This is a genomic window from Paenibacillus sp. ACRRX (genome assembly GCF_022346885.1).
Lineage (GTDB): Bacteria > Bacillota > Bacilli > Paenibacillales > Paenibacillaceae > Paenibacillus_B.
Map to the genome: position 1 here is coordinate 770,709 of NZ_JAKRNK010000001.1, position 24,905 is coordinate 795,613.

Below are 24,905 nucleotides of genomic sequence, written 5' to 3' on the forward strand. Positions count from 1 at the left end.
CGATGAAGGTAAAGATTTGCGGCTTGAGCGATGTCCGTACTTTATGTGATGTAGCTGTTTTGAAGCCAGATCACATCGGCTTTGTGTTTGCACCGAGCAGGCGCCAGATTACTCCTCTTGAAGGGAAACGACTCATCAGACAGCTACAAGCATCAGTCGCTGATATTCCACACACAGTTGGTGTGTTTGCCAAAGTAGATCGTGATGGATTGCAGCAAGTGCTAGACCATGTTCCCCTGCAGGCTGTGCAATTGCACCACGTTGAGGATACAGACATATATCAATGGATTAAAGAACGTTGGGACGTTCAAATATGGAGTACGATATCGATAACAGAACCTCGTGTTGCTCAAAAAGATCAGATTTCATATACACGGAACGAACAAGCCGAGCGACAGCTGTCTACGTTGGACAGATGCAGCAATTATGTAGATCTGTTACTGCTGGATACACATGATCCTGTGCATGGCGGCGGGTCAGGTATAACTTTTGCATGGGACGTCATTCCGGCATATGCAAAAGTGGCTCATCAAATGCATTTACCGCTTTACGCGGCAGGTGGATTAGATCCTAATAATGTAGGCTCTCTTCTCTCACAATACTCTATTCAGGGAGTAGACGTATCCAGTGGGGTTGAATCTAACGGCATAAAAGACATAACTAAAGTGGCTTCATTTATAGAAAGGGTGAGATCTTATGACAAGCTCAACTGATACGACTAACACGTATACCTATCCGGATCAACAAGGTCGATATGGATCATTTGGAGGCCGCTATGTCCCAGAGACATTAATGAACGCACTCTTGGAACTGGAGGAAGCTTATAAACAGTATGTAGTTGATCCGGATTTTCAGAAAGAATTGATCCATTTGCTGCGAAATTATTCAGGCAGACCAACAGCCTTGTATCACGCAGAACGGCTTAGCGCAGAACTTGGCGGTGCTAAAATATATTTGAAACGCGAAGACCTAAACCACACTGGAGCACACAAAATTAATAATACGATCGGCCAGGCGCTGCTGGCCAAGCGTATGGGCAAACGTAAAGTCATTGCGGAGACGGGAGCGGGCCAACATGGTGTTGCCACGGCAACGGTTGCTGCACTGCTAGGCATGGAATGCAAAGTGTTTATGGGCGAAGAGGACATGAAGCGTCAGCAGCTAAATGTATTTCGCATGCGTCTACTTGGAGCGGAAGTCGTTCCCGTGCTATCTGGCACACGGACGCTCAAAGATGCTGGCAATGAGACGCTGCGCTACTGGGTCAGCCATGTCGAAGATACGTTTTATATATTAGGATCCGTTGTGGGTCCGCATCCTTATCCTATGATCGTAAGAGACTTTCAACGGATCATCGGCGATGAGACACGGAAACAACTACTTGAGATGGAAGGACGACTGCCAGATGCAGTAGTGGCTGCTGTTGGTGGGGGTAGCAATTCGATGGGGATGTTCTATCCTTTTATTGAAGACAACCAGGTCAGACTGATAGGGGTCGAGGCTGCTGGGAAAGGGATCGACACCGAGGAGCATGCGGCAACGATGACGCTCGGCCGTCCTGGTGTGTTTCAAGGATCGCTCAGCTACTTGCTCCAAGATAAGCATGGTCAGGTTCAGCCCGCACATTCCATCTCAGCTGGACTCGACTACCCTGGAGTGGGCCCTGAACATGCCTATCTTAAAGACTGCTCTCGCGCCGAATATGTGCCGATTACAGATGCTGAGGCGATTGAGGCGCTGCAGTTGTTGTGCAGAACAGAGGGCATTTTGCCTGCATTAGAGTCCTCCCATGCGATTGCACATGCAGTAAAGCTTGCGCCACAGATGAGCCCAGATCAACTTCTTGTAATCTGTTTGTCGGGTCGAGGCGATAAAGATGTAGGGACGATTATGCAAGCATTGGAATTAGGAGGCGAGTAGGATGACTAATGTAGGAAATGCAACTGCTCAAATAGAGAATCGAATTGATACTGCATTCGCACAATTAAAGGCGAGAGGCGAGACAGCACTTATCCCTTTTATTACAGTAGGAGACCCAAACAGACATATAACGCTGCAATTGCTGCTTGGTATGGAAGAAGCGGGTGCAGATGCAATTGAGCTCGGAATTCCTTACTCCGATCCCTTAGCGGATGGTCCTGTAATTGAGAAGGCGTCAGCTCGTGCTTTGCTGCACAATATTACAATCAGCGATGGGATTGAGTTGGCTAAGCAAGCACGCTTACAGGGTGCTAAAATTCCATATATTTTATTTACTTATTATAATCCTGTTCTTCAGTATGGCCTTGAGTCATTATTTCAGGCGTTATCAGAGGCAGATATTAGCGGAATAATCATCCCTGATCTCCCAGTAGAAGAAAGTGGGCCGGTACTTGAGATTGCTGATCATTACCAAGTGCATCTTGTACCTCTTGTAGCCCCGACTTCTAAAGAACGGATTCAGCGAATCGTGAACTCAGCTCGAGGCTTTGTTTACTGTGTCTCATCGCTTGGGGTGACCGGGACGCGAGATACGTTTGAAGCGAACGTAGAAGCGTTCTTGGACGAGGTGCGCGCTTCCACGGCATTGCCGATTGGTGTCGGGTTTGGTATCTCCACCGCAGAGCATGTACGCCGATTCAGTCCGCATTGCGACGGGGTTATTGTGGGTAGCGCAATCGTAAGGCAAATTGAAAATGCAATACCGTTGCTGCTGAACCCAGATACTTCCCATGCAGGGGTCTTGCAAATTTGTGAATTTGTGCGACAATTGAAGTCATAAATTTGTAAGCACAATGAGGGATTTGCAGAAAGGGTGGGGCAGCTATGCAGCCTAAGAAATCAGTCGTACATTTGCCTGTATATCAGCCAGGCAAGTCAGTTGAAGATGTGAAGCGTGAGCTAGGACTTGACGAAGTGATTAAATTAGCGTCGAACGAGAATCCATACGGCAGCTCCGAACTGGCTAAGCAAGCCATTGTAAATGAAGTAAACAATACCAGTCTTTACCCTGATGGTGCAGCTTTGCAGACAACAGCGGCTGTTGCTCATCACTTGGGTGTAAACACGAACCAGATTATTTTTGGAGCTGGCTCTGATGAGATTATATTAATGATCTGCCGGGCTTACCTCGTCGCAGGTGATGAGACAATCATGGCGGATCAGACGTTCCCACAGTATAAGCATAACGCGGAGATTGAAGGCGCAAAGTGTATTGAAGTACCGATGAAGCACGGTGCTCATGATCTGGATGCTATGCTTGCCGCTGTCACGGAACGTACCAAGATTGTATGGATCTGCAATCCGAACAATCCGACAGGCACTATTTTATCCCACAATGAGATTGTGGCTTTTATGAATCAGATGCCTAAGCATGTATTAGTCGTGCTGGATGAAGCATATGTTGAATATGTGACAGATGATCAATTTCCGGACACGTTTGCTTTGTTGAAAGAGTTCAACAATTTAATATCATTGCGTACATTTTCAAAAATTTATGGGTTGGCATCCCTCCGCATCGGATATGGGGTTGGCGATCCTGCTGTGATCCACACAATTAATCAAGTACGTGAGCCTTTTAATACGACACGTTTTGCGCAGGCTGCCGCAAAGGCTGCTATTGAAGACCAGGCCTTCATTGAAATGTGCAGGAACAACAACAAACAAGGAAGAGAGTACCTGCAAGAGCAGTTCAATCGTCTTCAATTGCACAGCTTTCCTGCCCATGGCAACTTTGTCCTCGTAGATGTTGGCATGCCCGCACAAGACATGTTCCTGATGCTAATGCAGAGAGGAATAATTACACGAGCAGGTCATGGGAAGTACCCAACATATTTGCGTGTTTCAATAGGGAAGCCTGAGCACAACGAAGCTTTCGTACAAGCATTGGAGCAGATTCTGCTGGAAGTTAAGGTGACATCATGAGTACAAACATTGCAATTCTGGGCGTAGGGCTCATCGGCGGCTCGCTCGCCCTTTGCTTTAAAGGTAAACCAGGTATTAAAGTGATCGGGTATTCACCAAATCCATCGTCCACAGATAAATACGTAAAACGAGGAGTAGTTGATACGGCAACGACCTCACTTGAGGAAGCCGTAAGCGATGCAGATTACATTTTTGTATGCTCCCCCGTAGGCATGCTCGATAGCATGCTCTTGCGTCTTCGTGCTTTACCGCTTAGACGCGGTTGTGTTGTTACGGATGTGGGCAGTACAAAAGCCTCAGTATCTAAATGCGCGCGTGAACTGAATTGGGAGGACGTACATTTTATTGGCGGTCATCCGATGGCAGGTTCTGAGCGCTCTGGAGTTGAAGCAGCTTCTACATTATTGTTTGAGAATGCATTCTATGTCCTGACACCTGACGAAGAAGTCAATGAGTCTGCTTATCAGCGTCTGGTCGACTTACTGCAGTACACGCGTGCTCATATTATTAGGATGAATCCGGAGGAGCATGATCGCGTTGTAGGTGCAATCAGTCATCTTCCGCACATCGTGGCTGCGGCGCTTGTTAATCAAGTGCGAGAATATAATGAGCAAAATGACATGTATGTTCATTTGGCTGCTGGAGGGTTTCGAGATATTACACGGATTGCTTCCAGCGACCCGACGATATGGAGTGATATCTTAATTAATAATCGGGATGTTATGCTCACGCTGTTGCGTGATTGGAGACATAACGTTGAGGATTGGATTGACATCTTAACGAACAAAGACAGTGATCGAATTCAGCAGGCGTTCAAACAGTCTGGTGAATTCAGGAGCCGGATGCCAGAACGGCGGAAAGGGATTATCCATGCCTTATACGATTTGTACATGGATGTTCCTGATACGCCAGGTATTATTGGTAAGATTGCAACGGTGCTTGGCAGTCATCACATTAACTTGAGCAATCTCCAGATCATTGAAAGTCGGGAGGATGTGCCAGGGGTGCTGCGACTGTCCTTCCGCCAGCAGGATGATTGGGATAAGGCTAATGCACTGCTGACGTCAATTGGATACACGGTATATGTATAAGGGAGTTAGTGCCAAAACAGTAGATGCAGAGGGCTTGTGAAGGTTCGTAAACAGGGCCCAAACGGAAAAATTTGATAAAATAAGAAATTATTTTTGTAATGTTATTGACATAATGAAAACGTATACAATATAATAACAGTACAGTATGGTTTCTCTCCACTCCTATCCAATATTTGCACAGTGTGCAGCCACTCCTTGATGGAGTGGTTTTTTTTTTGTTTTTAAATTTTTTTATGCCGTGTGCAACAAAACAGGAAAGCTATGCGTTAGATATACAGAAGCATAATGAATGGTACCTAATTTTGAATCTTAAGAAAATTTAAGGTTAATTGGCTTTTGACCTATGTTAAAATACGATTGTGCCCAATAGTATGACAAAAGCTAGCATAACTTGACAAAATGGTAGAACATATTAAGAGATTTATAGTTTTGAATCACCGATTCGCAACTTTTTATAACTTCTGGAGTATAAACGTAAGGTAGCGCATCGGGATCGAAATGGAAAGCTAGGAGGATCGCAATCCATGACTGATTCCCAGATCATTCGCGATATTAAAGACGGTGATGTCGAATTATATGCGGATTTGATGAATCGTTATCAACGTAAAGTGTTAGCCTTTATTTATCACATGCTCAAAAGTTCTCAGCTAGAGCTGATGGCGGAAGATTTGTGCGCGGATACTTTCTATAAGGCATTTAGAAGCTTACATACGTTCCGAGAGGCTGAGGCGTCATTTTCAACCTGGCTGTATACGATTGCACGCAATACGGTGCTAAGCGAGCTACGCAAGCAGCGCAGCATTCAGGTCTCACTTGACGAGGACAACAGTATCGTACCGGAAGCGCCTAAGGAAGTAGTCCCTGAATATGCAGCATTACGAAACGAGAAAGTGAATCTCGTCAGGGAAGCAATTAATAATTTGCCCGAGAAACAAAGATCCGCTATCATCTTACGTGAATACGACCAGCTCGACTATCAAGAGATCGCACATAAGCTGGGGCAGACAGTTAGTTCCGTTAAGTCACTGTTGTTCCGGGCAAGAGCGAGCATCAAATTGCAGCTGGAAGGCTACATTGCTGAGCCTGGGTTGAAGGGATGAACGGATAATGAAATGTGCGGAAGCGCTCGATTGGATATCGGAATACACCGATATGCCGGCTGACGATCCGCGACGTCTTGCGATTGATATCCATTTGCAAGAATGTGAGGGGTGTGCGGAGCAATATCGCATATGGGCAGCAAGTGAAGAATGGAATGAAGACCTCATGGATTGGGAGGCAGAAGATGAGGTGTTCGAAAGAATATCATTCGAGCCCGCCTTGGTGATGGAACGCATTTATAGCGAGGACCAGTGGCTAATGCCGGTTCATCGTCGCGGTCATCGCATGTCACCGCGTACACGCAATGTATTAGCGGGGATCATTTCATTTTGTCTTGCTGTGTTTCTGTGTAGTCTGATCGTGTTAGTTATCCGCCTTGAACCGAGCAAGGCAGAGCCAGTAACAGGTCTTATCCCGGCTGTTATTGCAGGAAGTACAGACGCAACGACGAATGCTATTATCGTCGATATACCTGCAGATAGTGCGATTGAACCACTTCTTCTTGTTCCAACAGTCCCTCATTATTGGATAGCATTATCTTTGTTTGGAGTGACGTTTGCGTTACTGCTTCTGAATTGGTTGACGAGGGTGAAGCAGTAAGTTCATAATATAGTGAGGGGATTCCCCATCGTAATCAACCTAGTAGATTTAAGGTGAACTAAGGAGAATTCATGACTTCACAAATAATCGGACTTGTCCGTCATGGATTGACGGATTGGAATGCGTTAGGCAAGATACAGGGACAGACCGATATTCCGCTGAATGAGGTGGGTCGTTCGCAAGCTTTAATGTTAGCTGACCGGCTTAAGCAAGAATCTTACCGTTTTGATGCTGTCATTTCAAGTGGTTTGATGCGTGCTGAAGAAACGGCCACCATTATTGCGCGTGAACTCGACCTCCCGTTATTAGCACCGCATCTAGGATTGTTAGAGCGTTATTATGGTCAGATAGAAGGTACGACTGCGGAGGAACGAGAAACGATGTGGGGCTTGAACTGGCGCAAGATGGAGCTTGGTCAAGAGACTGACGAAGTGCTTCGTCAACGAGCTCATGATAGTCTGGAGCACATTGCATCCGCCGCAGATGGGAAGAACATTTTAATTGTATCTCATGGCAGCTGGCTGGCCCAGCTGTTTATTGGTTTGTTCGGTGAGTCATGTACAGGACATATTGGCAATTTGTCATTTACAGTTATCGAGCGCAATCACACGGAGTGGCACTCTTTGCTGATGAATTGCTCAGCCCACGTTCAACCCCACTCATTGCAACGCTAATAAAGTCTGTATTAGAGTAAGGTATTCGCATTTGTTTGCGATTAGACACAACGAATAAGCCTGTGGTTTGCATGCTGCTAAGCATGTACCCGCAGGCTTATTTTATTTGTATAAAAAGTTTTTTTAATCTGTTTGTATATAGATCGTATAAATAAGTGCATTTTTCCAATAATGGTTACTGTACAACGAGATTCGGCAAGAAATTAAAAGAATACGGGATGGAGGTGAAACATGAACTTAGCGGATATGCTTAGTTACGCGGATATACAGCAGCTTGCTCGTATTGCCCGTCAATATGATTGTGAATGCAACTCGCATTCCAAACATGACCTGATTCAATCCATTCTGAGCGCTGTGGGCAGCAGAGATATATTCGAGCACCAAGTGAATACGATGTCATTAGAAGAGCTGCGGTTTTTAAATTCTTTGCTTTTCGATGAACGAGCTGCATTTAGTCTGGAAGAGCTCATTTCGCGTGTGCAGCAGACTCGGTTTGATTCACAGGCGGCTGATAACAAGGAAGCAGCAAATCCAAGGGATACCATCGTCAAGTTTAAACATAGTGGCTGGTTATTTAATGGATGCAGTCAGCAAACCAAGTATTTGTTCCAGGTTCCAGATGATCTGAAAAGAAGGTTTCGTGATGTACTGCACAAGCGATTTCAGCATCAGTTGGTTCATGTGCACGAGCCTGAGGCGTATAGGGATGAGGATGGGCGACTAGGAGAAGATCTGATAGAGCTGCTTCGGTTTGTTCATACTGGAGTAGTGCCGCTTAACAACGAAAGTGTGATGTACAAAAAAACACAGCAGCAGTTGTTAGACAGCTTTGCAGTGAAGGAAGCTGTTGTCCAGAAAGGCGAGTGGCGATTTGGATACGGCAGGCGGTTCCATGATTACCCGAATCGGATGTCCTTGATCTATGATTATGCATTTTATCAGGGCTGGTTGGAGGAAATGGAAGGCCACCTGCGCTTAACAGCGACAGGACAAGAACGGTTTATTAATGGGGGCGGATATGAACCGATTCAACCCATCTATCGTTTTTGGTTAAAGTTATACAAAAATGCGGTGCCCAATTTATTGTCGATTGTGCACTGGGTAAACTTGTGCAGCGCTCGCTGGTCAACAATAGAATCGTTAGAATCCATTCTACAGCCATATCTGAAGCCATTTTATTATGATACGCCGCAATCTATTTTCAGAGAGCGCATTATTCGTATGATGGTATATTTGGGGCTGCTGCGATATGGAGAACATTCGCAGCTTGGTCCGCTCGTGCAGGTTACGAAGCGTGGACAAACCTTAATTCAAGGCGTGTATGTCGATCATGATGATAAGATTCCATTAATTGTTGACAAGCAGCAACGGCATTGCTAAGATGATTCCAACTTTTTTCTTGCTGCGCTTGCAGAAATCCATCCGGTATTCTGAAGGAGCAAGAACCTGTTGGAGGCGATCATTTGTTGTACATACCCTATCAAGATAAGATGCCACGTATCGATGAATCAGTATATGTGGCGGATGGAGCCAAGCTTATTGGCGACGTTACAATCGGCGCAGGCTCCACTGTGTGGTTTAACGCGGTGCTGCGCGGAGATCTAGCACCTATTCATATTGCTGAACGCGTCAATATTCAGGACGGTGTTATCGGACACGTCAACACGAATCAGCCGCTTCTTGTAAGTGAAGATGTATCTGTCGGGCATGCCGCCATTATACACGGCTGCCGGATAGGCAAGGGTACATTAATCGGCATGGGGGCTATCGTCCTGAACGGTGCGGAACTCGGTGAATATGCTTTAATAGGGGCAGGATCGGTCATTACCGAAAATAAAAAAATACCGGCCTATACTCTTTCTCTCGGTTCACCCGCACGAGTTATCCGCGAGCTGACAGAAGAAGATTTACAGCGCATGAAACGAACAACAGATAGCTATGTGGTGAAAGGAAAGGAATATAGGAGCTCTTAAGCGTTCGGGTTTGGAGGTGCATCCTATGGATAAAATGAAGGTTTCTTACGAAGTGATGTTGGGCTTGACGGCAGAGATGATATGGGACGACGCGATTCGTAAGCATCGTACCCGTCAAATTTACGTAGCAATTGATGAAGCATTGGCTACAGGGGATGAAGCATCCTTTCAAATGCTGACGAACGAGCTGAAAACGTTACAATGAAGAACGCATCATGCGATTCTTCATTTTTTTGTGCAAATCAGTATAATGGAGAGGAAGAAGTAGGAAAAACGGGGGGGACATCATGAAGTTCAGTGAAATCTCGGAAGCGCAGTGGCAACAATGGAAACCGTATTTAGATACGTGTGTAATTCCTGTAACCGGATTGACAGGGGCTCTGGCACCTTATCAAGCGACACAATGCTTGGAGCAATTAAGAGATTGGCTGGAGCATGTCGAAATTCCTTTTCATGGACGTATCGTTACTTATCCAGCATACCATTTTGTTGGTCATCCATCTGACATCTCTGTTGCACATGGAGAGTGGACAAAGTTGGATCGATTAGCCGCAGAGCTTAAAGGTGCTGGCTTCCGTTATGTTATTGGTATGTCTGCTCAGGTGGATCTGCCGCACGAGAAGCTGTCGAATTGTGATCTCGTATTAACTCCATTTGCTACTCGAGATATTGAGAGCGAGAATAGTCGTCAACGAATCAGTGAGCTTGTCCAAACAATGTGGTCTTCATCACAATACTAGTGTCAAATGTGACAAAATCCCAACATTTAACGAAACACTATTGGTTGATCGTACCAAATTAATTGGTAAATTCTTGACGCTTACATAGGGCTGGGATATTATAGGGATGTCTTAGTTAGAATGTGATAATCGTCATAGTAAGCTGCGAGAACGGTTGGGTAAAGGGGGGTAAGAGACGATGAGCAAACCGCATGAGAACGAGCATAATCCTCACAAACCAGCGGCACGCAAAGAAATGTCGCGTCGACAATTTCTTTCATACACGTTAGGTGGGGCGACTGCTTTTATGGCGGGGGGAGCAGCATTGCCAATGGTTCGGTTTGCGGTAGATCCACTTTTGCAGAAAAAGACAGAGGGAAATTACATCAAGGTTGTAGAAGTAAGCAAGATTACAGATCAGCCGCAAGAATTCAACTTCGAAGTGACGCAAGTTGACGGCTGGTACGAGAGCAAGCCGACATTGACAGCATGGATTCGCAAGGATGATAAAGGAATCTTGGCGTTATCCCCTGTATGCAAGCATTTGGGCTGTACAGTTTCCTGGAACAACAATGCGAAGTATAAAGACCAGTATTTCTGTCCTTGTCACGGCGCGCATTATACACCGGATGGCAAACAGCTAGCTGTTGCCCGTGCACCATTGGATGAATACAAAGTAAAAATCAAAGACGGTTTTGTTTACTTGGGCGATAAGATGCCGAACACACGTGCGAAATAAGGAGGCGTAGCAACAGATGTTAAAGGGTGTTTACAACTGGATTGACGAACGTCTCGATATTACGCCGATGTGGCGGGACGTTGCCGATCACGAAGTACCTGAACATGTCAACCCCGCGCACCATTTCTCCGCATTTGTGTATTGCTTCGGTGGATTGACGTTCTTTATTACTGTTATCCAGATTCTATCTGGAATGTTCCTGACTATGTATTATGTACCGGATATCGTGAATGCCTATTACAGTGTTGAATATTTGCAGACAAAAGTAGCATTCGGGCAGATCGTTCGCGGTATGCACCATTGGGGCGCAAGTCTCGTTATTGTTATGATGTTTTTACATACGCTTCGCGTATTCTTTACGGGTTCATATAAGGCTCCGCGTGAAATGAACTGGGTCGTTGGGATGTTAATCTTCTTTGTAATGCTCGGCCTTGGTTTCACAGGATACTTGCTCCCGTGGGATAACAAAGCATACTTTGCTACCAAAGTCGGTATGGAGATTGCGGATACGGTTCCTTACATAGGACCTTATTTAAAAGAATTGATGCAAGGTGGCACGATCGTAGGTGCCCAGACTTTGACGCGATTCTTTGCCATCCACGTCTTCTTCCTGCCGGCAGGACTGTTAGCCTTGTTGGGCGCTCACTTCTTTATGATTCGCCGTCAAGGTATTTCCGGACCGCTATAAGAAAGGAGGAACCAAGATGGCACACGGACATTCATCCAAAGAAAAAGTCGTGTATGTTGGCGACTCCCGCGTAAAGAAAAGAAGTTATAATCCGGAACAACCGGATTACACGACTTATCCTGGCAAGTCGGAAGCATTCATTCCTAACTTCCTGCTAAAGGAATGGATGGTAGGAGTCGTGGCGTTGGTAGCTTTTCTCGTACTAACGATTTCCGAGCCGCCTCCGTTAGGTTATCCAGCAAATCCAAACAACACAGGATTTGTTCCGATTCCAGACTGGTACTTCCTGTTCCTATATCAATTACTGAAGTATCCATATGCCTCCGGTTCCTACGTTGTGATTGGCACTGTACTGATACCGGCCATTATGTTCGGTGGACTGGTTATGGCTCCTTTCCTCGATTCAGGTAAAGAGCGTCGTTTCTACAGACGCCCAATCGCTTCCTCCTTGATGTTTGTATCTCTGCTCGCGGTTATTTATTTAACCAAGGTTGCTTGGAACGGATATGAACACGAGTTAAAAGAGCTTAACATCATCCCAGAGCATATTGAGCGTGAAGAGAAAGCTCGCGAGGCAGCAGCGGCTGGGAAGCCGACCGGTCAAGCCAAGCCTGGAGGCAAGGAGATTGCGATTGTGGACAAAGATGATCCTGCAATGGCATCCTTTAAGAAGGCGACATGTGTGGCGTGCCACGGTGCTGACTTGAAAGGCGCAAGCGCTCCAAGCCTACGTGGAATTGGGGATGCGCTTTCAAAAGATGAGATTTTGAAAATCATCCATGAGGGCAAGGGTGATGGCAAGATGCCAGCAATGTATGATACGGCAATTGGTGCGGGTCTTACAGATCAGGACATCGATCACCTAGCAGAATGGCTTGCGAAACAGAAAGCAGCAGAGTAAACTATAGTTAGGAACAACCTGATCGTTATTGACGGTCAGGTTTTGTTTGTTCATACAGCTGATTTACAGCTTATTTTGGATGTATGTTGTACCATTTATGTCACTGGTCCAGTAACTTTCTGTTTTATTAATCTGGGAGGCTGTGGTATTCGTTGAAGGTGTCAATGTTATGGAGTCGCTATTTTTTGAAGCAGAGATGGGTGCTATGGTCGTTATTTTTGACCAACTCGTTGGGAACCATTTACGGCTATTACTGGTACAAATATCAATTGGTGGATACTTGGGAGCACTCTCCGAAATGGCAAATTGTATTTGTACCAGACAGTCCGACAGCAAGTTTGTTTTTTTCATTAGCTCTGTTGTTTTTGCTATTTCCGATGAAGAAACAGAAAAGATGGCTGAGTGCGATCCGTGTCGTAATCGAAGCTTTAGCAGTAGTAACTTCTATTAAATATGGGATATGGGCTTGTGCGATGATATTGGCGGGTGCCTATCAGGGTGAGTCGTTGATTTGGCAGGATTGGATGTTAATAAGCTCTCACTTAGCGATGGCCATAGAAGCTGTTTTGTTTGTACGTCTATTTCGCTTTGCTGGCATTAGTCTTTGTCTTGCAGCAGCCTGGACATGGTTGAATGATTATGTGGATTATAAATATGATGTTTACCCCTATTTGCCACAAGCGTTATGGGATGACGTATCTGCAGTATCGACTTTTACAATTATATTAACGGGTGTAAGTGTAGTTACTGCAGGCATAGCTTGTTATTATCGTCTGAGACAAGAACGCATGATGAGCGGCAGCTCGAATAAGCTGAATGTGAAATTGTAAAGGTATTCAATCGTTGCTGTAATGCAGCTTTGCTATTTATTGAAGAAATGCGGAATTACACCGTACGAGCTGTTCTAAATTCAGACATCGCCCCATAGGTTAGTCATGGAGGGATGTCCATGCACCGTTACAGGATTGTGAGTGTCCTATTGGCTTTGATCATGCTAATCTTCACCAGCCCACTCCTTCATGCGTTAAATGAAACGGTCGAGGAGTCGAAAGAGCAGAATATGCACCAAGGATGGAGGGAGGTTGACACCTCCACGGAACGTTTATACCGAAAAGTCGCTTCCGGTGATGTATCGGGAGCTTTGCATACGGTAAAAAAATTGGAACTGGTCCTTGCGTCACCGGGATTGTTTGACAGCATGACTGCTGAGCAAATTAAAGCTATTACGGAAACGTATGTGGATATGAAGCGTGAACTTCATGCTGCTTCCATTAACGAAAAAGAGTTATCACATGCTGCAGCTAAGTTTAAATTGGCAGTAGATGCGATCACACATCCTAACCGATCGATGTGGCTTCAGTATGAACAAGTGCTGCGAGATGATCTGGAACAGATGGTTCAAGCGGCGACTAAGCAGCAGTGGGAACAAGCTAGTCGCCTCTGGTTAGAGCATACGGATCGGATAATGCCCGCAGTGGCTATACAAAGGTCCGTGCAGACAGTTGAGATGTTAAAGTCTATCAATGTACTGGTCATGAAGATTAATGATTCACGAGTATCAAGAGATCAGGCTCGAAGAGCTTTACAAGATTATGAGCCTATGCTGATGAAGGCGTTGTTTGGCCACGCGAAAGATAGCCCTGCATTTGCTAACGTAGCTGAGGATCAAATTCCATTACGGGTTGTGATGTGGTTAGCTTGTATAGTAACAGTGACCTTGGCATATGTTGCCTATCAGAAATACCGTTATCAAGAACATCACATCCATGCAGGCCCATGGAATAAATCGAGTTAGTTAATGAACGAGACAAACGATATTCTCTTATCATTCTAAAAGAAGAGGTCGGCAGTTCACGTCTAGTGACGAGTACTGCCGACCTTTTCTAATAACCTGCCTGTTATTCTTCTTTAAAGCCTTCACCAAGCACATCATGTACATCTCCGACAACGATAAACGCCCTCGGATCCACAGTCTTCACGATGGACTTTAGTCTTCTCATCTCATGACGGGCAACGACACAATACACCATCTGCTTGTCCTGTCGGGAATAATAGCCTATAGCAGGAATCAAGGTAACGCCGCGTTCCAATTCCGATGTAATTAGCTTGCCAATCTCGTCGGGATGGTCAGTAATAATGGTAAACGACTTGGCTGCGTAAGCACCTTCCTGGATGAAGTCAATCATCTTTGATGCAATAAATACAGCTACAAGTGTATATAATATTTTCTCTTTAGGTATGTAAAACAATGCTGCACCTATGATAAATACGTCTAGTATTAAAATAAATTGACCCATGCTGATATGAAACTTGCGATTGGCAATGCGTGCTAATATGTCTACACCACCAGTTGTGCCCCCGAAACGGAATACGATGCCTAATCCGGTTCCTAGTGTAACGCCAGCATATAATGTAGCCAGAATAAAGTCATGTTCCGTTTGGAAGGGGACGATCCATTGTCTGGATACGGCTAATTCGAACAGCCACAAAAAGAAAGTAAGGGACAGGACACCAAAAATGCTATAAATCATTTGGACTTTGCCAAGTGATCGCCAACCGACTAGAAATAAAGGAATGTTAATAACGAGGGTGGAAAGTGCAGGATTGATCTCTGCGGCATATTTGAGCAGGACGGTTATACCCGTAACGCCGCCTTCCATAAGCTGATTCGGGATAATAAAGTAGAGCAGACCGAAGGCGTAAATGGCAGTTCCAATCATGATCGGAAGGAATGTATGCCATACCCTATTCAGAAACGTGGATGTCATATATCGCTGTTCTCCTTGTGTCAAAATGCTTAACCTTCCTTAGTATATCGAAATGATGTAAGGATAAAAAGCATTTGTTTTCCATGATGCTTTACGATAACATAGAAGCTAAATACAGCCTACATAATTGTACAAGTAGAAGAAGGAGATGGCATGACAGAACAAGAACGCAGAGCCATCTTGGACACGCTGCGCAGCAAGCCTTTAGCCGATATGCAGCATGAGGTGGAACAATATATTTCTCAGTTTAAAGAAGGGTACTTCAGTCCACTGTCCATGCTAGCCAGGCTGCTTGAAGAAGCTGGCGAATTGGCACGTGAAGTAAACCATTTATATGGAGAAAAACCTAAGAAAGCAACAGAAGCCGATAACTCCATTGAGAATGAACTGGGTGATCTTCTGTTTATTTTATTATGCTTTGCAAATTCACTAGGCATTGACTTAACGAAAGCACATGATGAGGTCATGCATAAGTTCAATACACGCGATAAGCATCGTTGGACACGTATTGACGGCGAGCAAAGCTCGGAAGGGGAAGATTAATCAGCATGGAACGTATACGAGTAGCAGTAGCCGGAGCAGGCGGACGAATGGGACGCGAAGTGGTTAAGATGGTACTTGAGGATGACTCATTGGAATTGGCGGCAGCAATTGCTACAACAACAGGACCAGTAGATGCAGCATCGTTGGTGGGCCTGCCATCGTGCGGCGTCACGGTAACCAATGATCTTTCCGCTGCACTAGCGGACAGCAAGCCCGATGTGCTCGTTGATTTTACGACGCCAAGTACAGTGATGCAGCATACATCGTTAGCTATTCAGCACGGAGTAAGGCCTGTAATTGGAACGACGGGATTTACCCCAGAGCAGATTGAGGAACTGCAAGCCATGTGCAAAGAAAAGGAACTTGGGGGGGTAATTGCACCTAATTTCTCAATAGGCGCGATATTAATGATGCGTTTTGCCCAACAAGCAGCTAAGTACTTCCCTGATCTGGAAATTATTGAATACCATGGTGATCAGAAGCTGGATGCTCCATCGGGTACAGCTGTGAAGACAGCAGAGCTTGTTGCACAGGTGCGTGCTGAACATAAGCAGGGCAATCCGAACGAAGAAGAGAAGATTGAAGGCGCTCGTGGGGGCTATTATAATGGATTCCGTATCCATAGTGTGCGCCTGCCGGGAATCTTTGCGCAGCAGGAAGTAATATTTGGCGGCAATGGACAGACGTTAAAGATTCGCCATGATTCCTACGAGCGTTCAGGCTACATGCCAGGTGTGAATGTTGCTGTTAAGAAAGTGATGCAATTGGACCAGCTTGTTTATGGTTTTGAGCATCTTTTGGATGACTAATAGACATGATGATATCATCGACCTACGATTTTCAGCAATAGAACATACATTTAACGGGATAGATGATGGAGGGGTAGACTTATGCTGAATATTGCTTTTATTGCACACGATCGTAAGAAATCAGAAATTGTTAACTTTGTAATTGCTTATGAAAAAGTATTTGAGGGTCATAAGTTATTTTCGACAGGAACAACAGGGCTGCGAATTATGGAGCAGACAAGCCTTGATATTACAAGATTTAAATCGGGACCGTTAGGTGGAGATCAGCAGATTGGCGCCTTAGTTGCAGACAATGAAATGGATTTAATCGTATTCTTGCGTGATCCGTTGATGGCACAGCCTCATGAACCGGACATCATCGCGCTTTTGCGTTTGTGTGATGTACAAGGCATTCCAGTGGCCACCAATATTGCAACAGCTGAAATTCTTGTTAAAGCGTTGGAACGCGGAGATTTTGCATGGCGTGAATTGCAGCACAAATACAAGCCGGGAGTCGATGAATCCTAATGGAACATGTGGACATTCTTGCCTTTGGCGCACATCCTGACGATGTCGAGATCGGGATGGCTGGCACACTCGCCAAACACCAGCTCGCTGGATATCGAACGGTGATCTGTGATCTTACCTATGCGGAGATGTCCTCCAATGGTACCGTAGAGAAACGACAGCAGGAAGCAGGCGTTGCCAGTGAAGTGCTTCAGTTGTTCGCGCGGGAAACGATCGGATTGCCCGACCGTGGTCTTCAACTGGTGGATGAGCATATTCAGGCGGTTGTTCGCATGATACGCCGTTATCGCCCGCGAATTGTATTTGCACCTTATTGGGAAGACCGGCATCCTGATCATGTCATGTGCAGTCGAATTGTACAGGAAGCTGTGTTTAATGCCAAGCTGAGACGTTATATGCCTGATATAGAAGCCCATCTTGTTGACCAGGTTTATTATTATTTTATTAATGATATTGCACCTGCAGATCTAATTGTTGATGTATCGGATGTATACGATCACAAACGCAGTGCACTACTGGCTTATGAGTCACAATTTACGGCACCATCGGCTCAGACTGACATTGTATCTACTCCACTGAATCAAGGATATGTAGAACGAGTGGAAGCTCGTGATTCATTGCTTGGTCAAGGCAGAGGGATGACACAAGCGGAAGCATTTATTCATAAAGGGCCATACGCTGTGCATTTATTCTAATACCGTCAAGTTATGACTTCATATAGGAAGATGACAGCGCTTGAATAGAGGAGGGGAACGGGTTGAGCGAAGGTTTGAAAATTGGAATAACGTGTTATCCGTCCCTCGGCGGGTCTGGAGTTGTTGCGACAGAGCTAGGCAAGTTGTTAGCAGAGCGCGGTCATCAAATCCATTTTATAACACACAATATTCCGTTTCGTTTAGGTTCTAAATTTCAAAAGAATATACAGTATCACGAAGTAGATGTAAATGATTATTATGTATTCCGATACCCGCCATATGATTTGTCATTAGCGAGCAAGATGGCGCAAGTCGCCAACATACAGCAGCTTGATTTGCTGCATGTTCATTACGCGGTACCACATGCGGTATGTGCCTATCTTGCCAAGCAAATGGCACATCCGGATCTTAAGGTCGTGACGACGTTACATGGCACGGACATCACGGTGCTGGCACAGGATGAGTCGCTGAAAGACATGATACGGTTTGCTATTAACCAGAGTGATGCTGTAACAGCTGTATCACAGGATTTAATTAAGCAGACGAGAGAAATGCTTGATATTAATCGAGATATCGACCTGACTTACAACTTTATTGACAAAAGGGTATATTATCCTCGCGATATTGCGCATTTGCGTTCAGAATTTGCTTATCCCCATGAGAAAATATTGATGCATATCTCCAACTTCCGTCCTGTGAAGCGGGTAAGTGATGTAGTGGAAGTGTTTGCGAAAGTGCATGAGCACGTTCCTTCAAGACTCGTCTTTGTAGGAGAAGGTCCCGATATGCCTAAAGTTCAATGCATGATTCGTAACATGGGCTTGGAGGATCGTGTTCATTTTCTGGGCAAGCAGGATGAGATTGCACAAGTCATCTCATTGGCTGACGTCTTGCTGCTGCCGTCAGAGAAGGAAAGCTTCGGTTTAGTTGCACTTGAGGCGATGGCTTGTGGCGTTCCGACAATTGGCTCAGAAGCTGGGGGCATTCCCGAATTGGTAACCCATGGTGAAACGGGATACTTGGCTCCTGTTGGGGATACAGACAAAATGGCGGAACATGCGGTACAACTGCTAAGCAATGAGTCCCTAGCGGCACAGATGAGAGAAGCTTGCTTGCATCGTGCGCGCCATGTATTCTGTAACGATCTTATAACGTGGGAATATGAAAAAATATATTATCGAGTACTCAATCGCGAAGTGATGAATGCGAAGCCTTCTTGCTAATCCATCGCTTTACGAGGACTGATGGATTAGGAGTTTATATATGAAGCTGCAATTGCAAGGTCCTTTATGGAAAGAAGCACAGGCCGTTATTTGTCGTCTGAATGAGAGTGGATACTCTGCTTATATGGTAGGCGGCTGCGTACGAGATACACTTCTTGGACGTCCGATTCATGATGTAGATATTGCGACCTCTGCCTTGCCGGATGAAGTGGCAGCGTTATTTGATAGAGTCATTCCCACTGGCATCGCACACGGCACGGTGACTGTATTAATGGGGGAACATACATACGAAGTAACAACTTTTCGTAGAGAATCGGCTTATGCTGATTATCGCAGGCCCGAGCATGTGGAGTATATTACAGATTTAACAGAAGATTTGGAGCGACGTGACTTTACAATAAATGCAATGGCACTTGCGGCTGACGGCTCCATCATAGATCCGTTCGGCGGACAACAGGATCTGATAAGTAGAAACATTCGCTGTGTAGGCTCTGCTCGTGAACGTCTCAATGAAGATGCGCTGCGCATGCTGAGAGGGATTCGTTTTGCGTCTGTGCTAAATATGAGAATGACGAAAAGTACGTGGCGTGCAATTCGGGAAACTCGTAGTAAGCTGAAGCACATTGCTATGGAGCGAATACGTGATGAACTATGGAAGCTGCTTGCAGGTCCGTACCCAGCTCGAGGATGGGCAATGGTGGTCCGCAGCTGTGTGTTGGCATATGTTAAGGAGCCTGTAGGATACTTAGCTACGGGGCTATGTGAAGCTCGATCAGACAGCTTTAAGGGTAAAGCTGCTGCAAATGATATCGATCTGACCGTGATCGAGTCAGGGGCTCATGATCAGGCTGCTTCTTTACAGCAGCCGTCTTCTATATGGAACGCGCTCGGGCAAGTCACTACACCCGAGCTGCGTATGGCTGTGCTTGCGCTTTCGCACCGCGCAAGCTTAGAAGAGGCGGCGCAGGTGCTGGCTGCGCTGCGCCTGTCCGGTGCGCAGCAGGACGCCATATTAGGCGTCCTGCACGCGCACGCACTGCTCGCGCAGGCGGCAATACCGCCTGCCGCCTGCGCGAACGTCTCCGCCGCAGAGGACGGCGCTGCCGCTCTGCGGCGGGCTGTCGCGCAAGCCGTGCTCGCCTATGGCGAGACGGCTGTGCGCGGAGCACTCGCGTGCGGCCGCGCATGGCTTGCGGCAAGCGATTCAATAGCCACGCAGCGCGTGGACGATTGTGCCGCGCCAAAGATTAATGAACTTCCACCGCAGGCTTTGGTGGATGCGGACGTAACGGCACGAATAGGCGGCTCTGCCAACTCAAGCAGCAATAAAGAGCTGACGCTGCCTATGACAAGCGGCAGTTGCTCGGATACTCAGCCGACTGGGTCAGGCATAATGCTGTGGAAGATGCTGCTCAATGAAGGTGACAGATGGATTCACGATTTGCCTGTGCGCCAGCTTAAGGATTTGGCGATAAGCGGCAAAGATGTGTTAAAAAGGATAGATCGGCCGGCCGGACCATGGGTTAGAGCATGTTTGGAAGGCATTTGGCTTGATGTGGCATTGGGCATCGTAGATAACAACGTTTACATGCTGCAACAACATTTAGAAAGAAAGTGGGGGGCATCGTGAACGAACGTTTGTTGGCTTGGTTTCAAGCGCACCCAAATGAGTTTGTATCCGGCGAAGAAATAAGCCGAGAATTAAATATTTCGCGAACTGCCGTCTGGAAGCATATTAATCGGCTTCGTGCGAAGGGATTCGAATTTGAAGCCGTGCCGAAGCTGGGCTATCGACTTTTACAGCAGCCAACACGTCTGGATGAAATCTCACTCCTTACACAATTGAAGACACAAACGTTAGGCCGTCAGATTCGTATTGTGGGCCGGACGGAGTCGACTCAGAACGAGGCGCTGAAATGGGCGGAAAATGGTGCGCGGGAAGGTGCGCTTGTCATTGCTGAAGAGCAGACTGGCGGAAGAGGACGACGAGGCCGTATCTGGCATTCGCCTCCTGGTAAAGGCATATGGATGAGTATGGTGCTGACGCCCCGTATCCCCTTGCATTTTACCCCACACTTAACGTTGTTAACAGCTGTAGCGATATGTAGAGCGATCAAACGGATTGTACCTGTACCGGTCGGCATTAAATGGCCTAACGATTTACTTATTCATGAGCGTAAAGTATGCGGGATATTGCTGGAATCGCAAGCAGAAGATGAGCGCTTAGTTCGTGTTATTGCTGGCATCGGTATTAGTGTGAACTTGGATGAACAAGACTATCCAGATAGCTTGCGTCATATTGCTACATCCCTAAAGCGTGAATACGGCCAAGAAATAGACCGAGCTACACTGCTGGCCGAGATTTGTCTGGAATTAGAGCAATTGTACAAGCTTTATGAGGAGCAGGGATTCGGGCCAATACGTACATTATGGGAAGCGCAAAGTGTCACGATCGGTCGTGAGGTATCGGTAGCAACACCTTATGGGGATGTGACGGGAACTGCACAAGGATTAGATGAATCTGGTGCGCTTGTTCTGCTTGGGCAGGACGGACAGTATCGGAAAGTGTTTTCAGGGGATGTTCATTTCACTAGTGAAGGAACCACTTTCTAATTTGTATAATAAATGTAAGTCATGGGTACACTCGAGGATTTACTTCGATTACATATTTGATTATACTACCTATGTAGGCGATATCCGTTCGGAATCGCACTCGCAAAGCAAAGGAACTGTGCTGACAAGTACATATCCTTGTTGTGCTGCATATTTCTGCTCTGAGCCGAAGGGACCGAGACAGAGAGACGTCGCATGCGACCTCTTTTTTGCTTTGGGACCTTTTTAGTGGAAACGCTAAAAGGTTTTTTTGTTTTGCGCAAACTAAAAAGAGAATCGATAAGGAGATGAGTTAGGATGAAAGTGAAACAACCTCTAAGTATCGTAAAAATGAAACAAATGAAGGTGAATCAGGATCCGATCACCATGATGACGGCGTATGATTATCCCTCTGCAGCCCTCGTAGAAGAAGCCGACATGGATATCATTCTGGTTGGCGACTCTTTGGGCAACGTCGTACTTGGTTACGACTCAACACTTCCCGTGACCATTGACGATATGGTCTATCATACGAGAGCGGTTCGCAGGGGAGCGCCTCATACATTTATTGTGGCAGATATGCCTTTTATGACCTATCACAGCTCGGTTAGTGAGACGATGAAGGACGTGCGGCGCTTAATGCAGGAAGGTCATGCCAATGCGGTTAAGATGGAAGGCGGTTCCGAGATTGCATTGATGGTTGACGCTTGCGTGAAAGCGGGTGTACCTGTGCTTGGTCATATTGGACTGACGCCGCAATCGGTACATCAACTTGGCGGTTATCGTGTTCAGGGCAAGACGCCAGAAGACGCAGCCCGTCTCTTGGACGACGCTTTAACTTTAGAAAGAGCGGGTGCTTTTGCTGTCGTCTTGGAGCTTGTGACGGATCAAGTCGCGGCTTATATTAGTGAACGATTATCGATCCCAACCATCGGCATTGGAGCAGGAGCATCTTGTGATGGACAAGTGCTTGTATTCCACGATGTGTTAAAATATACACCGGCTTATCGGGAAAAACGATTCGTCAAGACATACGCGGATATTGGTACGACCATTCGGGAGAGCATGAAGACCTATGTTAAGGATGTAAAGCAGCGTTCGTTCCCGGCTGAAGCTCACGCTTTTCATGCGGATGATGTGGTACTTGACAGCTTGTATGGACATGGAAAGGTGGAGTAATCGTTGTTAGTAGTTAGAACGATTGCGGAACTCAGAACCGCAATTAAAGAATATAGGTACAAGCAAAGAAATTGTACAGTCGGATTTGTACCGACAATGGGATATTTGCATAATGGACATGCAAGTTTGATGAGGCGTTCCGCAGCAGAGAACGAGGTATCTGTGCTTAGCATTTTTGTTAACCCGATCCAATTTGGGCCAAATGAAGACCTTGACCGATATCCACGGGATGAGCAGCGTGACTTGGCGTTAGCAGAGTTATGTGGAATCGATATTGTGTTTCTGCCGTCGGTAGAGATGATGTATCCTCAGGAGACCAAGACTAAGGTTGTTGTCGCACAGATGACGGCTTCACTTTGTGGGGCATCCCGACCAGGACACTTTGATGGAGTTACAACAGTCGTTTCGAAGCTGTTCCATATGGTGCAGCCTGACCGAGCTTACTTTGGGATGAAGGATGCCCAACAGATTGCTGTGCTGCAGCAGATGGTATACGACTTGAATATGGACGTTGAACTGGTGCCATGCCCGATCGTAAGGGAAGAAGACGGACTTGCACTAAGCTCGCGTAATGTTTACTTGTCCGAGGATGAGCGAGCGCAGGCGCTTGTGTTATCTCAATCCTTGGGTCTTGTCTCGGAGTGGCTTGCAGTTGAGCCAACGGTGACAGCTGGTGCGTTGGCGGACCGTATTCGAACGTATATCAACGGTTCACCACTAGCTGAGATTGAATATGTGGAAGTGGTGGCGTTCCCTTCCTTACAGCCATTAACAGCAGCACTACCGATGAGTGAGCGTACGACAGATGTACTAATTGCATTGGCAGTTCGATTCGGTGCGACCCGATTAATTGATAATCGATTGCTTCAAGCTGCAGAAGAGGAGTGAGCCGTTTGTTTCGCGAAATGATGAAATCTAAAATTCACCGTGCTACGGTGACTGAGGCTAATTTAAATTACGTAGGCAGCATTACAATTGATGAGCAGTTGATGGAACTGGCGGATATTTTGCCGAATGAAAAAGTTCAGATCGTCAATAATAACAATGGTGCGCGTCTGGAAACGTATGTGATTACAGGTGAACGTCATTCTGGCGTTATCTGTCTGAATGGCGCTGCTGCCCGACTCGTTCAACCCGGTGATAATGTCATTATTATTTCTTATGCGGGGATGAATGATGAGGAAGCACGTCAATATCAGCCTAAAGTTGTATTTGTGGATGAACGTAACCAGCCTGTTGAGCTTGCACATGTAGAAGTACACGCTACCATCCGTTAGTATTCAAGCGCAGAACGAGCAAGTACCGGTAAAGCTGTTGGATCGTTGGAGCATCGCATGAAACGTGAACGATTAACACACAATGAACATGAGCCGTACAATCATGCACAGCATCACATTGTAAAGGTGGGATGAAGTTGTGTTGCAGCACATGTTCGCGACGATGAACGAATTGTTGGATGAGATTATCCAGCAGTATCCTTCGGCAGAAGGGACAACCAAGCAGGAACTGGAACACCAGATGTCTCTGCTGCGTTCCATGAGTGACCACATAGTTGAGGAATGGCTCCGTTTTGAAGAAAAGCTGGCTCTCGTTCGAGCTGAACGGAGCGCGGGCAATCAAGTACCTGCCACAGTGTCGAATCAGAATCCGCCAAGCGAGGACTCCGAGCTTCCGGATTACAATGATCCACTGCAGTACGGGCAAGGTTACTTTACGCTTCGTATGTATGAACAAGCCTCCAGACATCTGGAACAAGCGATATCCAGACATCCGGACAAGTTAATTGCACGAGTATATCTGGGCTTATCGTATTTGCATCTTGGTCGCAATCAAGAGGCTTGCCGTCATTTTCATTTTATTATCCCTTTGACGGAAGATGCAAAGCTAAAAGCGTTGGCATATAACGCTCTTGGCTGTATACAAGCGCTTCACCGCAATACCGAAAAGGCGCAGCATTATTTTCAGAAGGCACATTTTGCCGATCCGACAATTCCGGAACCGATTGCCAATTTGAAGGTATGCATCCATAATCACGGCGTACTTCAATATGGAGAGAAGCGGATGGCGCACATGTCGTAACGATGGAATGAAGCGTATAGATGTACACAAGCATTCGTTCTAGACTGCATCATACACATGGAGAGGGGAACATCTTTTCGTAGATGTTGCCCTCTCCTCATTTTCAAACGACTGAACATCT

The 24,905-nt window shown here is 46.1% G+C and carries 29 protein-coding genes; 28 read left to right on the top strand and 1 reads right to left on the bottom strand.

Features of this window, described 5'->3' with window-relative positions; genetic code table 11:
- Positions 1 to 2: 2 nt before the first annotated feature.
- From MH117_RS03455 to MH117_RS03535, 17 genes are all read left to right on the top strand, one after another.
- Positions 3 to 713 carry a phosphoribosylanthranilate isomerase gene (locus MH117_RS03455; protein WP_239327238.1) on the top strand — a complete coding sequence of 237 codons (711 nt, stop codon included), beginning with the start codon at positions 3 to 5 and terminating at the stop codon, positions 711 to 713.
- A complete protein-coding gene (gene trpB, locus MH117_RS03460; RefSeq protein ID WP_239327239.1) occupies positions 697 to 1,920 on the top strand; it encodes a tryptophan synthase subunit beta in 1,224 nt (407 codons plus the stop codon). Before MH117_RS03455 ends, trpB begins: the two co-directional genes overlap by 17 nt.
- Position 1,921: 1 nt before the next feature.
- On the top strand, positions 1,922 to 2,761 hold the full coding sequence (gene trpA / locus MH117_RS03465; RefSeq protein ID WP_239327240.1) for a tryptophan synthase subunit alpha: 840 nt from the start codon (positions 1,922 to 1,924) through the stop codon (positions 2,759 to 2,761).
- A gap of 44 nt (positions 2,762 to 2,805) precedes the next feature.
- On the top strand, positions 2,806 to 3,903 hold the full coding sequence (hisC, locus tag MH117_RS03470; protein WP_239327241.1) for a histidinol-phosphate transaminase: 1,098 nt from the start codon (positions 2,806 to 2,808) through the stop codon (positions 3,901 to 3,903).
- Entirely contained in the window at positions 3,900 to 4,994 is a 1,095-nt protein-coding gene (locus MH117_RS03475; RefSeq protein WP_239327242.1) for a prephenate dehydrogenase, read from the top strand. The genes hisC and MH117_RS03475 overlap by 4 nt, the downstream gene beginning before the upstream one ends.
- A 524-nt stretch (positions 4,995 to 5,518) precedes the next feature.
- Complete coding sequence (locus MH117_RS03480; protein WP_028544268.1) at positions 5,519 to 6,094, top strand: RNA polymerase sigma factor; 576 nt, start codon at positions 5,519 to 5,521, stop codon at positions 6,092 to 6,094.
- Between the two features lie 7 nt (positions 6,095 to 6,101).
- Positions 6,102 to 6,695 (top strand): zf-HC2 domain-containing protein, encoded by a 594-nt coding sequence (locus tag MH117_RS03485; protein WP_239327243.1) that lies wholly within the window; start codon positions 6,102 to 6,104, stop codon positions 6,693 to 6,695.
- Positions 6,696 to 6,766: 71 nt separating this feature from the next.
- The gene (locus MH117_RS03490; protein ID WP_239327244.1) at positions 6,767 to 7,369 is read left to right on the top strand and encodes a histidine phosphatase family protein; all 603 of its coding nucleotides are present in this window, start codon (positions 6,767 to 6,769) and stop codon (positions 7,367 to 7,369) included.
- A gap of 231 nt (positions 7,370 to 7,600) precedes the next feature.
- Positions 7,601 to 8,749 (top strand): hypothetical protein, encoded by a 1,149-nt coding sequence (locus tag MH117_RS03495; RefSeq protein WP_239327245.1) that lies wholly within the window; start codon positions 7,601 to 7,603, stop codon positions 8,747 to 8,749.
- Positions 8,750 to 8,859: 110 nt separating this feature from the next.
- Entirely contained in the window at positions 8,860 to 9,342 is a 483-nt protein-coding gene (locus tag MH117_RS03500; RefSeq protein WP_239327748.1) for a gamma carbonic anhydrase family protein, read from the top strand.
- Between the two features lie 25 nt (positions 9,343 to 9,367).
- Entirely contained in the window at positions 9,368 to 9,547 is a 180-nt protein-coding gene (locus tag MH117_RS03505; RefSeq protein ID WP_028544273.1) for an IDEAL domain-containing protein, read from the top strand.
- An 82-nt stretch (positions 9,548 to 9,629) separates the two neighbouring features.
- Positions 9,630 to 10,082, top strand: coding sequence for a DUF2487 family protein (locus tag MH117_RS03510; RefSeq protein WP_239327246.1), 453 nt, complete (start codon positions 9,630 to 9,632; stop codon positions 10,080 to 10,082).
- 178 nt (positions 10,083 to 10,260) lie between these two features.
- Positions 10,261 to 10,800: a Rieske (2Fe-2S) protein gene (locus tag MH117_RS03515; RefSeq protein ID WP_239327247.1), complete on the top strand. Its 540-nt coding sequence runs from the start codon at positions 10,261 to 10,263 to the stop codon at positions 10,798 to 10,800.
- A 16-nt stretch (positions 10,801 to 10,816) separates the two neighbouring features.
- Positions 10,817 to 11,488, top strand: coding sequence for a menaquinol-cytochrome c reductase cytochrome b subunit (gene qcrB / locus MH117_RS03520; protein ID WP_239327248.1), 672 nt, complete (start codon positions 10,817 to 10,819; stop codon positions 11,486 to 11,488).
- 16 nt (positions 11,489 to 11,504) lie between these two features.
- On the top strand, positions 11,505 to 12,389 hold the full coding sequence (locus MH117_RS03525) for a c-type cytochrome (RefSeq protein ID WP_239327249.1): 885 nt from the start codon (positions 11,505 to 11,507) through the stop codon (positions 12,387 to 12,389).
- A gap of 152 nt (positions 12,390 to 12,541) precedes the next feature.
- Positions 12,542 to 13,219, top strand: a complete 678-nt coding sequence (locus MH117_RS03530) for a DUF1405 domain-containing protein (protein ID WP_239327250.1) — start codon at positions 12,542 to 12,544, stop codon at positions 13,217 to 13,219.
- Positions 13,220 to 13,338: 119 nt separating this feature from the next.
- The gene (locus MH117_RS03535; RefSeq protein WP_239327251.1) at positions 13,339 to 14,184 is read left to right on the top strand and encodes a sporulation protein YpjB; all 846 of its coding nucleotides are present in this window, start codon (positions 13,339 to 13,341) and stop codon (positions 14,182 to 14,184) included.
- A gap of 103 nt (positions 14,185 to 14,287) precedes the next feature.
- On the opposite strand, the gene MH117_RS03540 is transcribed toward MH117_RS03535, so the two are convergent.
- The gene (locus tag MH117_RS03540) at positions 14,288 to 15,157 is read right to left on the bottom strand and encodes a YitT family protein (RefSeq protein WP_239327252.1); all 870 of its coding nucleotides are present in this window, start codon (positions 15,155 to 15,157) and stop codon (positions 14,288 to 14,290) included.
- A 153-nt stretch (positions 15,158 to 15,310) separates the two neighbouring features.
- On the opposite strand from MH117_RS03540, the gene MH117_RS03545 reads away from it, so the two are divergent.
- The 11 genes from MH117_RS03545 (at position 15,311) to MH117_RS03595 (ending at position 24,784) form a co-directional block, all read left to right on the top strand.
- A complete protein-coding gene (locus tag MH117_RS03545; protein WP_239327253.1) occupies positions 15,311 to 15,700 on the top strand; it encodes a nucleotide pyrophosphohydrolase in 390 nt (129 codons plus the stop codon).
- 5 nt (positions 15,701 to 15,705) lie between these two features.
- Positions 15,706 to 16,509, top strand: coding sequence for a 4-hydroxy-tetrahydrodipicolinate reductase (dapB, locus tag MH117_RS03550; RefSeq protein ID WP_239327254.1), 804 nt, complete (start codon positions 15,706 to 15,708; stop codon positions 16,507 to 16,509).
- 81 nt (positions 16,510 to 16,590) lie between these two features.
- A complete protein-coding gene (locus MH117_RS03555) occupies positions 16,591 to 17,016 on the top strand; it encodes a methylglyoxal synthase (RefSeq protein WP_239327255.1) in 426 nt (141 codons plus the stop codon).
- A complete protein-coding gene (gene bshB1 / locus MH117_RS03560; protein ID WP_239327256.1) occupies positions 17,016 to 17,711 on the top strand; it encodes a bacillithiol biosynthesis deacetylase BshB1 in 696 nt (231 codons plus the stop codon). The genes MH117_RS03555 and bshB1 overlap by 1 nt, the downstream gene beginning before the upstream one ends.
- Positions 17,712 to 17,773: 62 nt before the next feature.
- Positions 17,774 to 18,934, top strand: coding sequence for an N-acetyl-alpha-D-glucosaminyl L-malate synthase BshA (gene bshA, locus MH117_RS03565; RefSeq protein WP_239327257.1), 1,161 nt, complete (start codon positions 17,774 to 17,776; stop codon positions 18,932 to 18,934).
- Between the two features lie 40 nt (positions 18,935 to 18,974).
- A complete protein-coding gene (locus MH117_RS03570; RefSeq protein WP_239327258.1) occupies positions 18,975 to 20,564 on the top strand; it encodes a CCA tRNA nucleotidyltransferase in 1,590 nt (529 codons plus the stop codon).
- Positions 20,561 to 21,547, top strand: a complete 987-nt coding sequence (locus tag MH117_RS03575; protein ID WP_239327259.1) for a biotin--[acetyl-CoA-carboxylase] ligase — start codon at positions 20,561 to 20,563, stop codon at positions 21,545 to 21,547. The genes MH117_RS03570 and MH117_RS03575 overlap by 4 nt, the downstream gene beginning before the upstream one ends.
- 297 nt (positions 21,548 to 21,844) lie before the next feature.
- Positions 21,845 to 22,705, top strand: coding sequence for a 3-methyl-2-oxobutanoate hydroxymethyltransferase (gene panB, locus MH117_RS03580; protein WP_239327260.1), 861 nt, complete (start codon positions 21,845 to 21,847; stop codon positions 22,703 to 22,705).
- A 3-nt stretch (positions 22,706 to 22,708) separates the two neighbouring features.
- On the top strand, positions 22,709 to 23,593 hold the full coding sequence (gene panC / locus MH117_RS03585; RefSeq protein ID WP_239327261.1) for a pantoate--beta-alanine ligase: 885 nt from the start codon (positions 22,709 to 22,711) through the stop codon (positions 23,591 to 23,593).
- Between the two features lie 5 nt (positions 23,594 to 23,598).
- Positions 23,599 to 23,982: an aspartate 1-decarboxylase gene (gene panD, locus MH117_RS03590; RefSeq protein WP_239327262.1), complete on the top strand. Its 384-nt coding sequence runs from the start codon at positions 23,599 to 23,601 to the stop codon at positions 23,980 to 23,982.
- Between the two features lie 139 nt (positions 23,983 to 24,121).
- Positions 24,122 to 24,784 (top strand): tetratricopeptide repeat protein, encoded by a 663-nt coding sequence (locus MH117_RS03595; RefSeq protein ID WP_239327263.1) that lies wholly within the window; start codon positions 24,122 to 24,124, stop codon positions 24,782 to 24,784.
- Positions 24,785 to 24,905 lie beyond the last annotated feature (121 nt).

What these genes read in the sequence shown, in the direction of transcription:
- bshB1 (WP_239327256.1), top strand. Translation starts at nt 17,016, where the DNA reads ATGGAACATGTGGACATTCTTGCCTTTGGCGCACATCCTGACGATGTC.
- MH117_RS03525 (WP_239327249.1), top strand. Translation starts at nt 11,505, where the DNA reads ATGGCACACGGACATTCATCCAAAGAAAAAGTCGTGTATGTTGGCGAC.
- trpB (WP_239327239.1), top strand. Translation starts at nt 697, where the DNA reads ATGACAAGCTCAACTGATACGACTAACACGTATACCTATCCGGATCAA.
- MH117_RS03515 (WP_239327247.1), top strand. Translation starts at nt 10,261, where the DNA reads ATGAGCAAACCGCATGAGAACGAGCATAATCCTCACAAACCAGCGGCA.
- MH117_RS03545 (WP_239327253.1), top strand. Translation starts at nt 15,311, where the DNA reads ATGACAGAACAAGAACGCAGAGCCATCTTGGACACGCTGCGCAGCAAG.
- MH117_RS03475 (WP_239327242.1), top strand. Translation starts at nt 3,900, where the DNA reads ATGAGTACAAACATTGCAATTCTGGGCGTAGGGCTCATCGGCGGCTCG.
- MH117_RS03485 (WP_239327243.1), top strand. Translation starts at nt 6,102, where the DNA reads ATGAAATGTGCGGAAGCGCTCGATTGGATATCGGAATACACCGATATG.
- qcrB (WP_239327248.1), top strand. Translation starts at nt 10,817, where the DNA reads ATGTTAAAGGGTGTTTACAACTGGATTGACGAACGTCTCGATATTACG.
- panB (WP_239327260.1), top strand. Translation starts at nt 21,845, where the DNA reads ATGAAAGTGAAACAACCTCTAAGTATCGTAAAAATGAAACAAATGAAG.
- MH117_RS03510 (WP_239327246.1), top strand. Translation starts at nt 9,630, where the DNA reads ATGAAGTTCAGTGAAATCTCGGAAGCGCAGTGGCAACAATGGAAACCG.
- MH117_RS03535 (WP_239327251.1), top strand. Translation starts at nt 13,339, where the DNA reads ATGCACCGTTACAGGATTGTGAGTGTCCTATTGGCTTTGATCATGCTA.
- MH117_RS03540 (WP_239327252.1), bottom strand. Translation starts at nt 15,157, where the DNA reads ATGACATCCACGTTTCTGAATAGGGTATGGCATACATTCCTTCCGATC.
- MH117_RS03555 (WP_239327255.1), top strand. Translation starts at nt 16,591, where the DNA reads ATGCTGAATATTGCTTTTATTGCACACGATCGTAAGAAATCAGAAATT.
- MH117_RS03570 (WP_239327258.1), top strand. Translation starts at nt 18,975, where the DNA reads ATGAAGCTGCAATTGCAAGGTCCTTTATGGAAAGAAGCACAGGCCGTT.
- MH117_RS03495 (WP_239327245.1), top strand. Translation starts at nt 7,601, where the DNA reads ATGAACTTAGCGGATATGCTTAGTTACGCGGATATACAGCAGCTTGCT.
- hisC (WP_239327241.1), top strand. Translation starts at nt 2,806, where the DNA reads ATGCAGCCTAAGAAATCAGTCGTACATTTGCCTGTATATCAGCCAGGC.
- MH117_RS03490 (WP_239327244.1), top strand. Translation starts at nt 6,767, where the DNA reads ATGACTTCACAAATAATCGGACTTGTCCGTCATGGATTGACGGATTGG.
- MH117_RS03480 (WP_028544268.1), top strand. Translation starts at nt 5,519, where the DNA reads ATGACTGATTCCCAGATCATTCGCGATATTAAAGACGGTGATGTCGAA.
- dapB (WP_239327254.1), top strand. Translation starts at nt 15,706, where the DNA reads ATGGAACGTATACGAGTAGCAGTAGCCGGAGCAGGCGGACGAATGGGA.
- MH117_RS03500 (WP_239327748.1), top strand. Translation starts at nt 8,860, where the DNA reads ATGCCACGTATCGATGAATCAGTATATGTGGCGGATGGAGCCAAGCTT.
- MH117_RS03505 (WP_028544273.1), top strand. Translation starts at nt 9,368, where the DNA reads ATGGATAAAATGAAGGTTTCTTACGAAGTGATGTTGGGCTTGACGGCA.
- trpA (WP_239327240.1), top strand. Translation starts at nt 1,922, where the DNA reads ATGACTAATGTAGGAAATGCAACTGCTCAAATAGAGAATCGAATTGAT.
- MH117_RS03455 (WP_239327238.1), top strand. Translation starts at nt 3, where the DNA reads ATGAAGGTAAAGATTTGCGGCTTGAGCGATGTCCGTACTTTATGTGAT.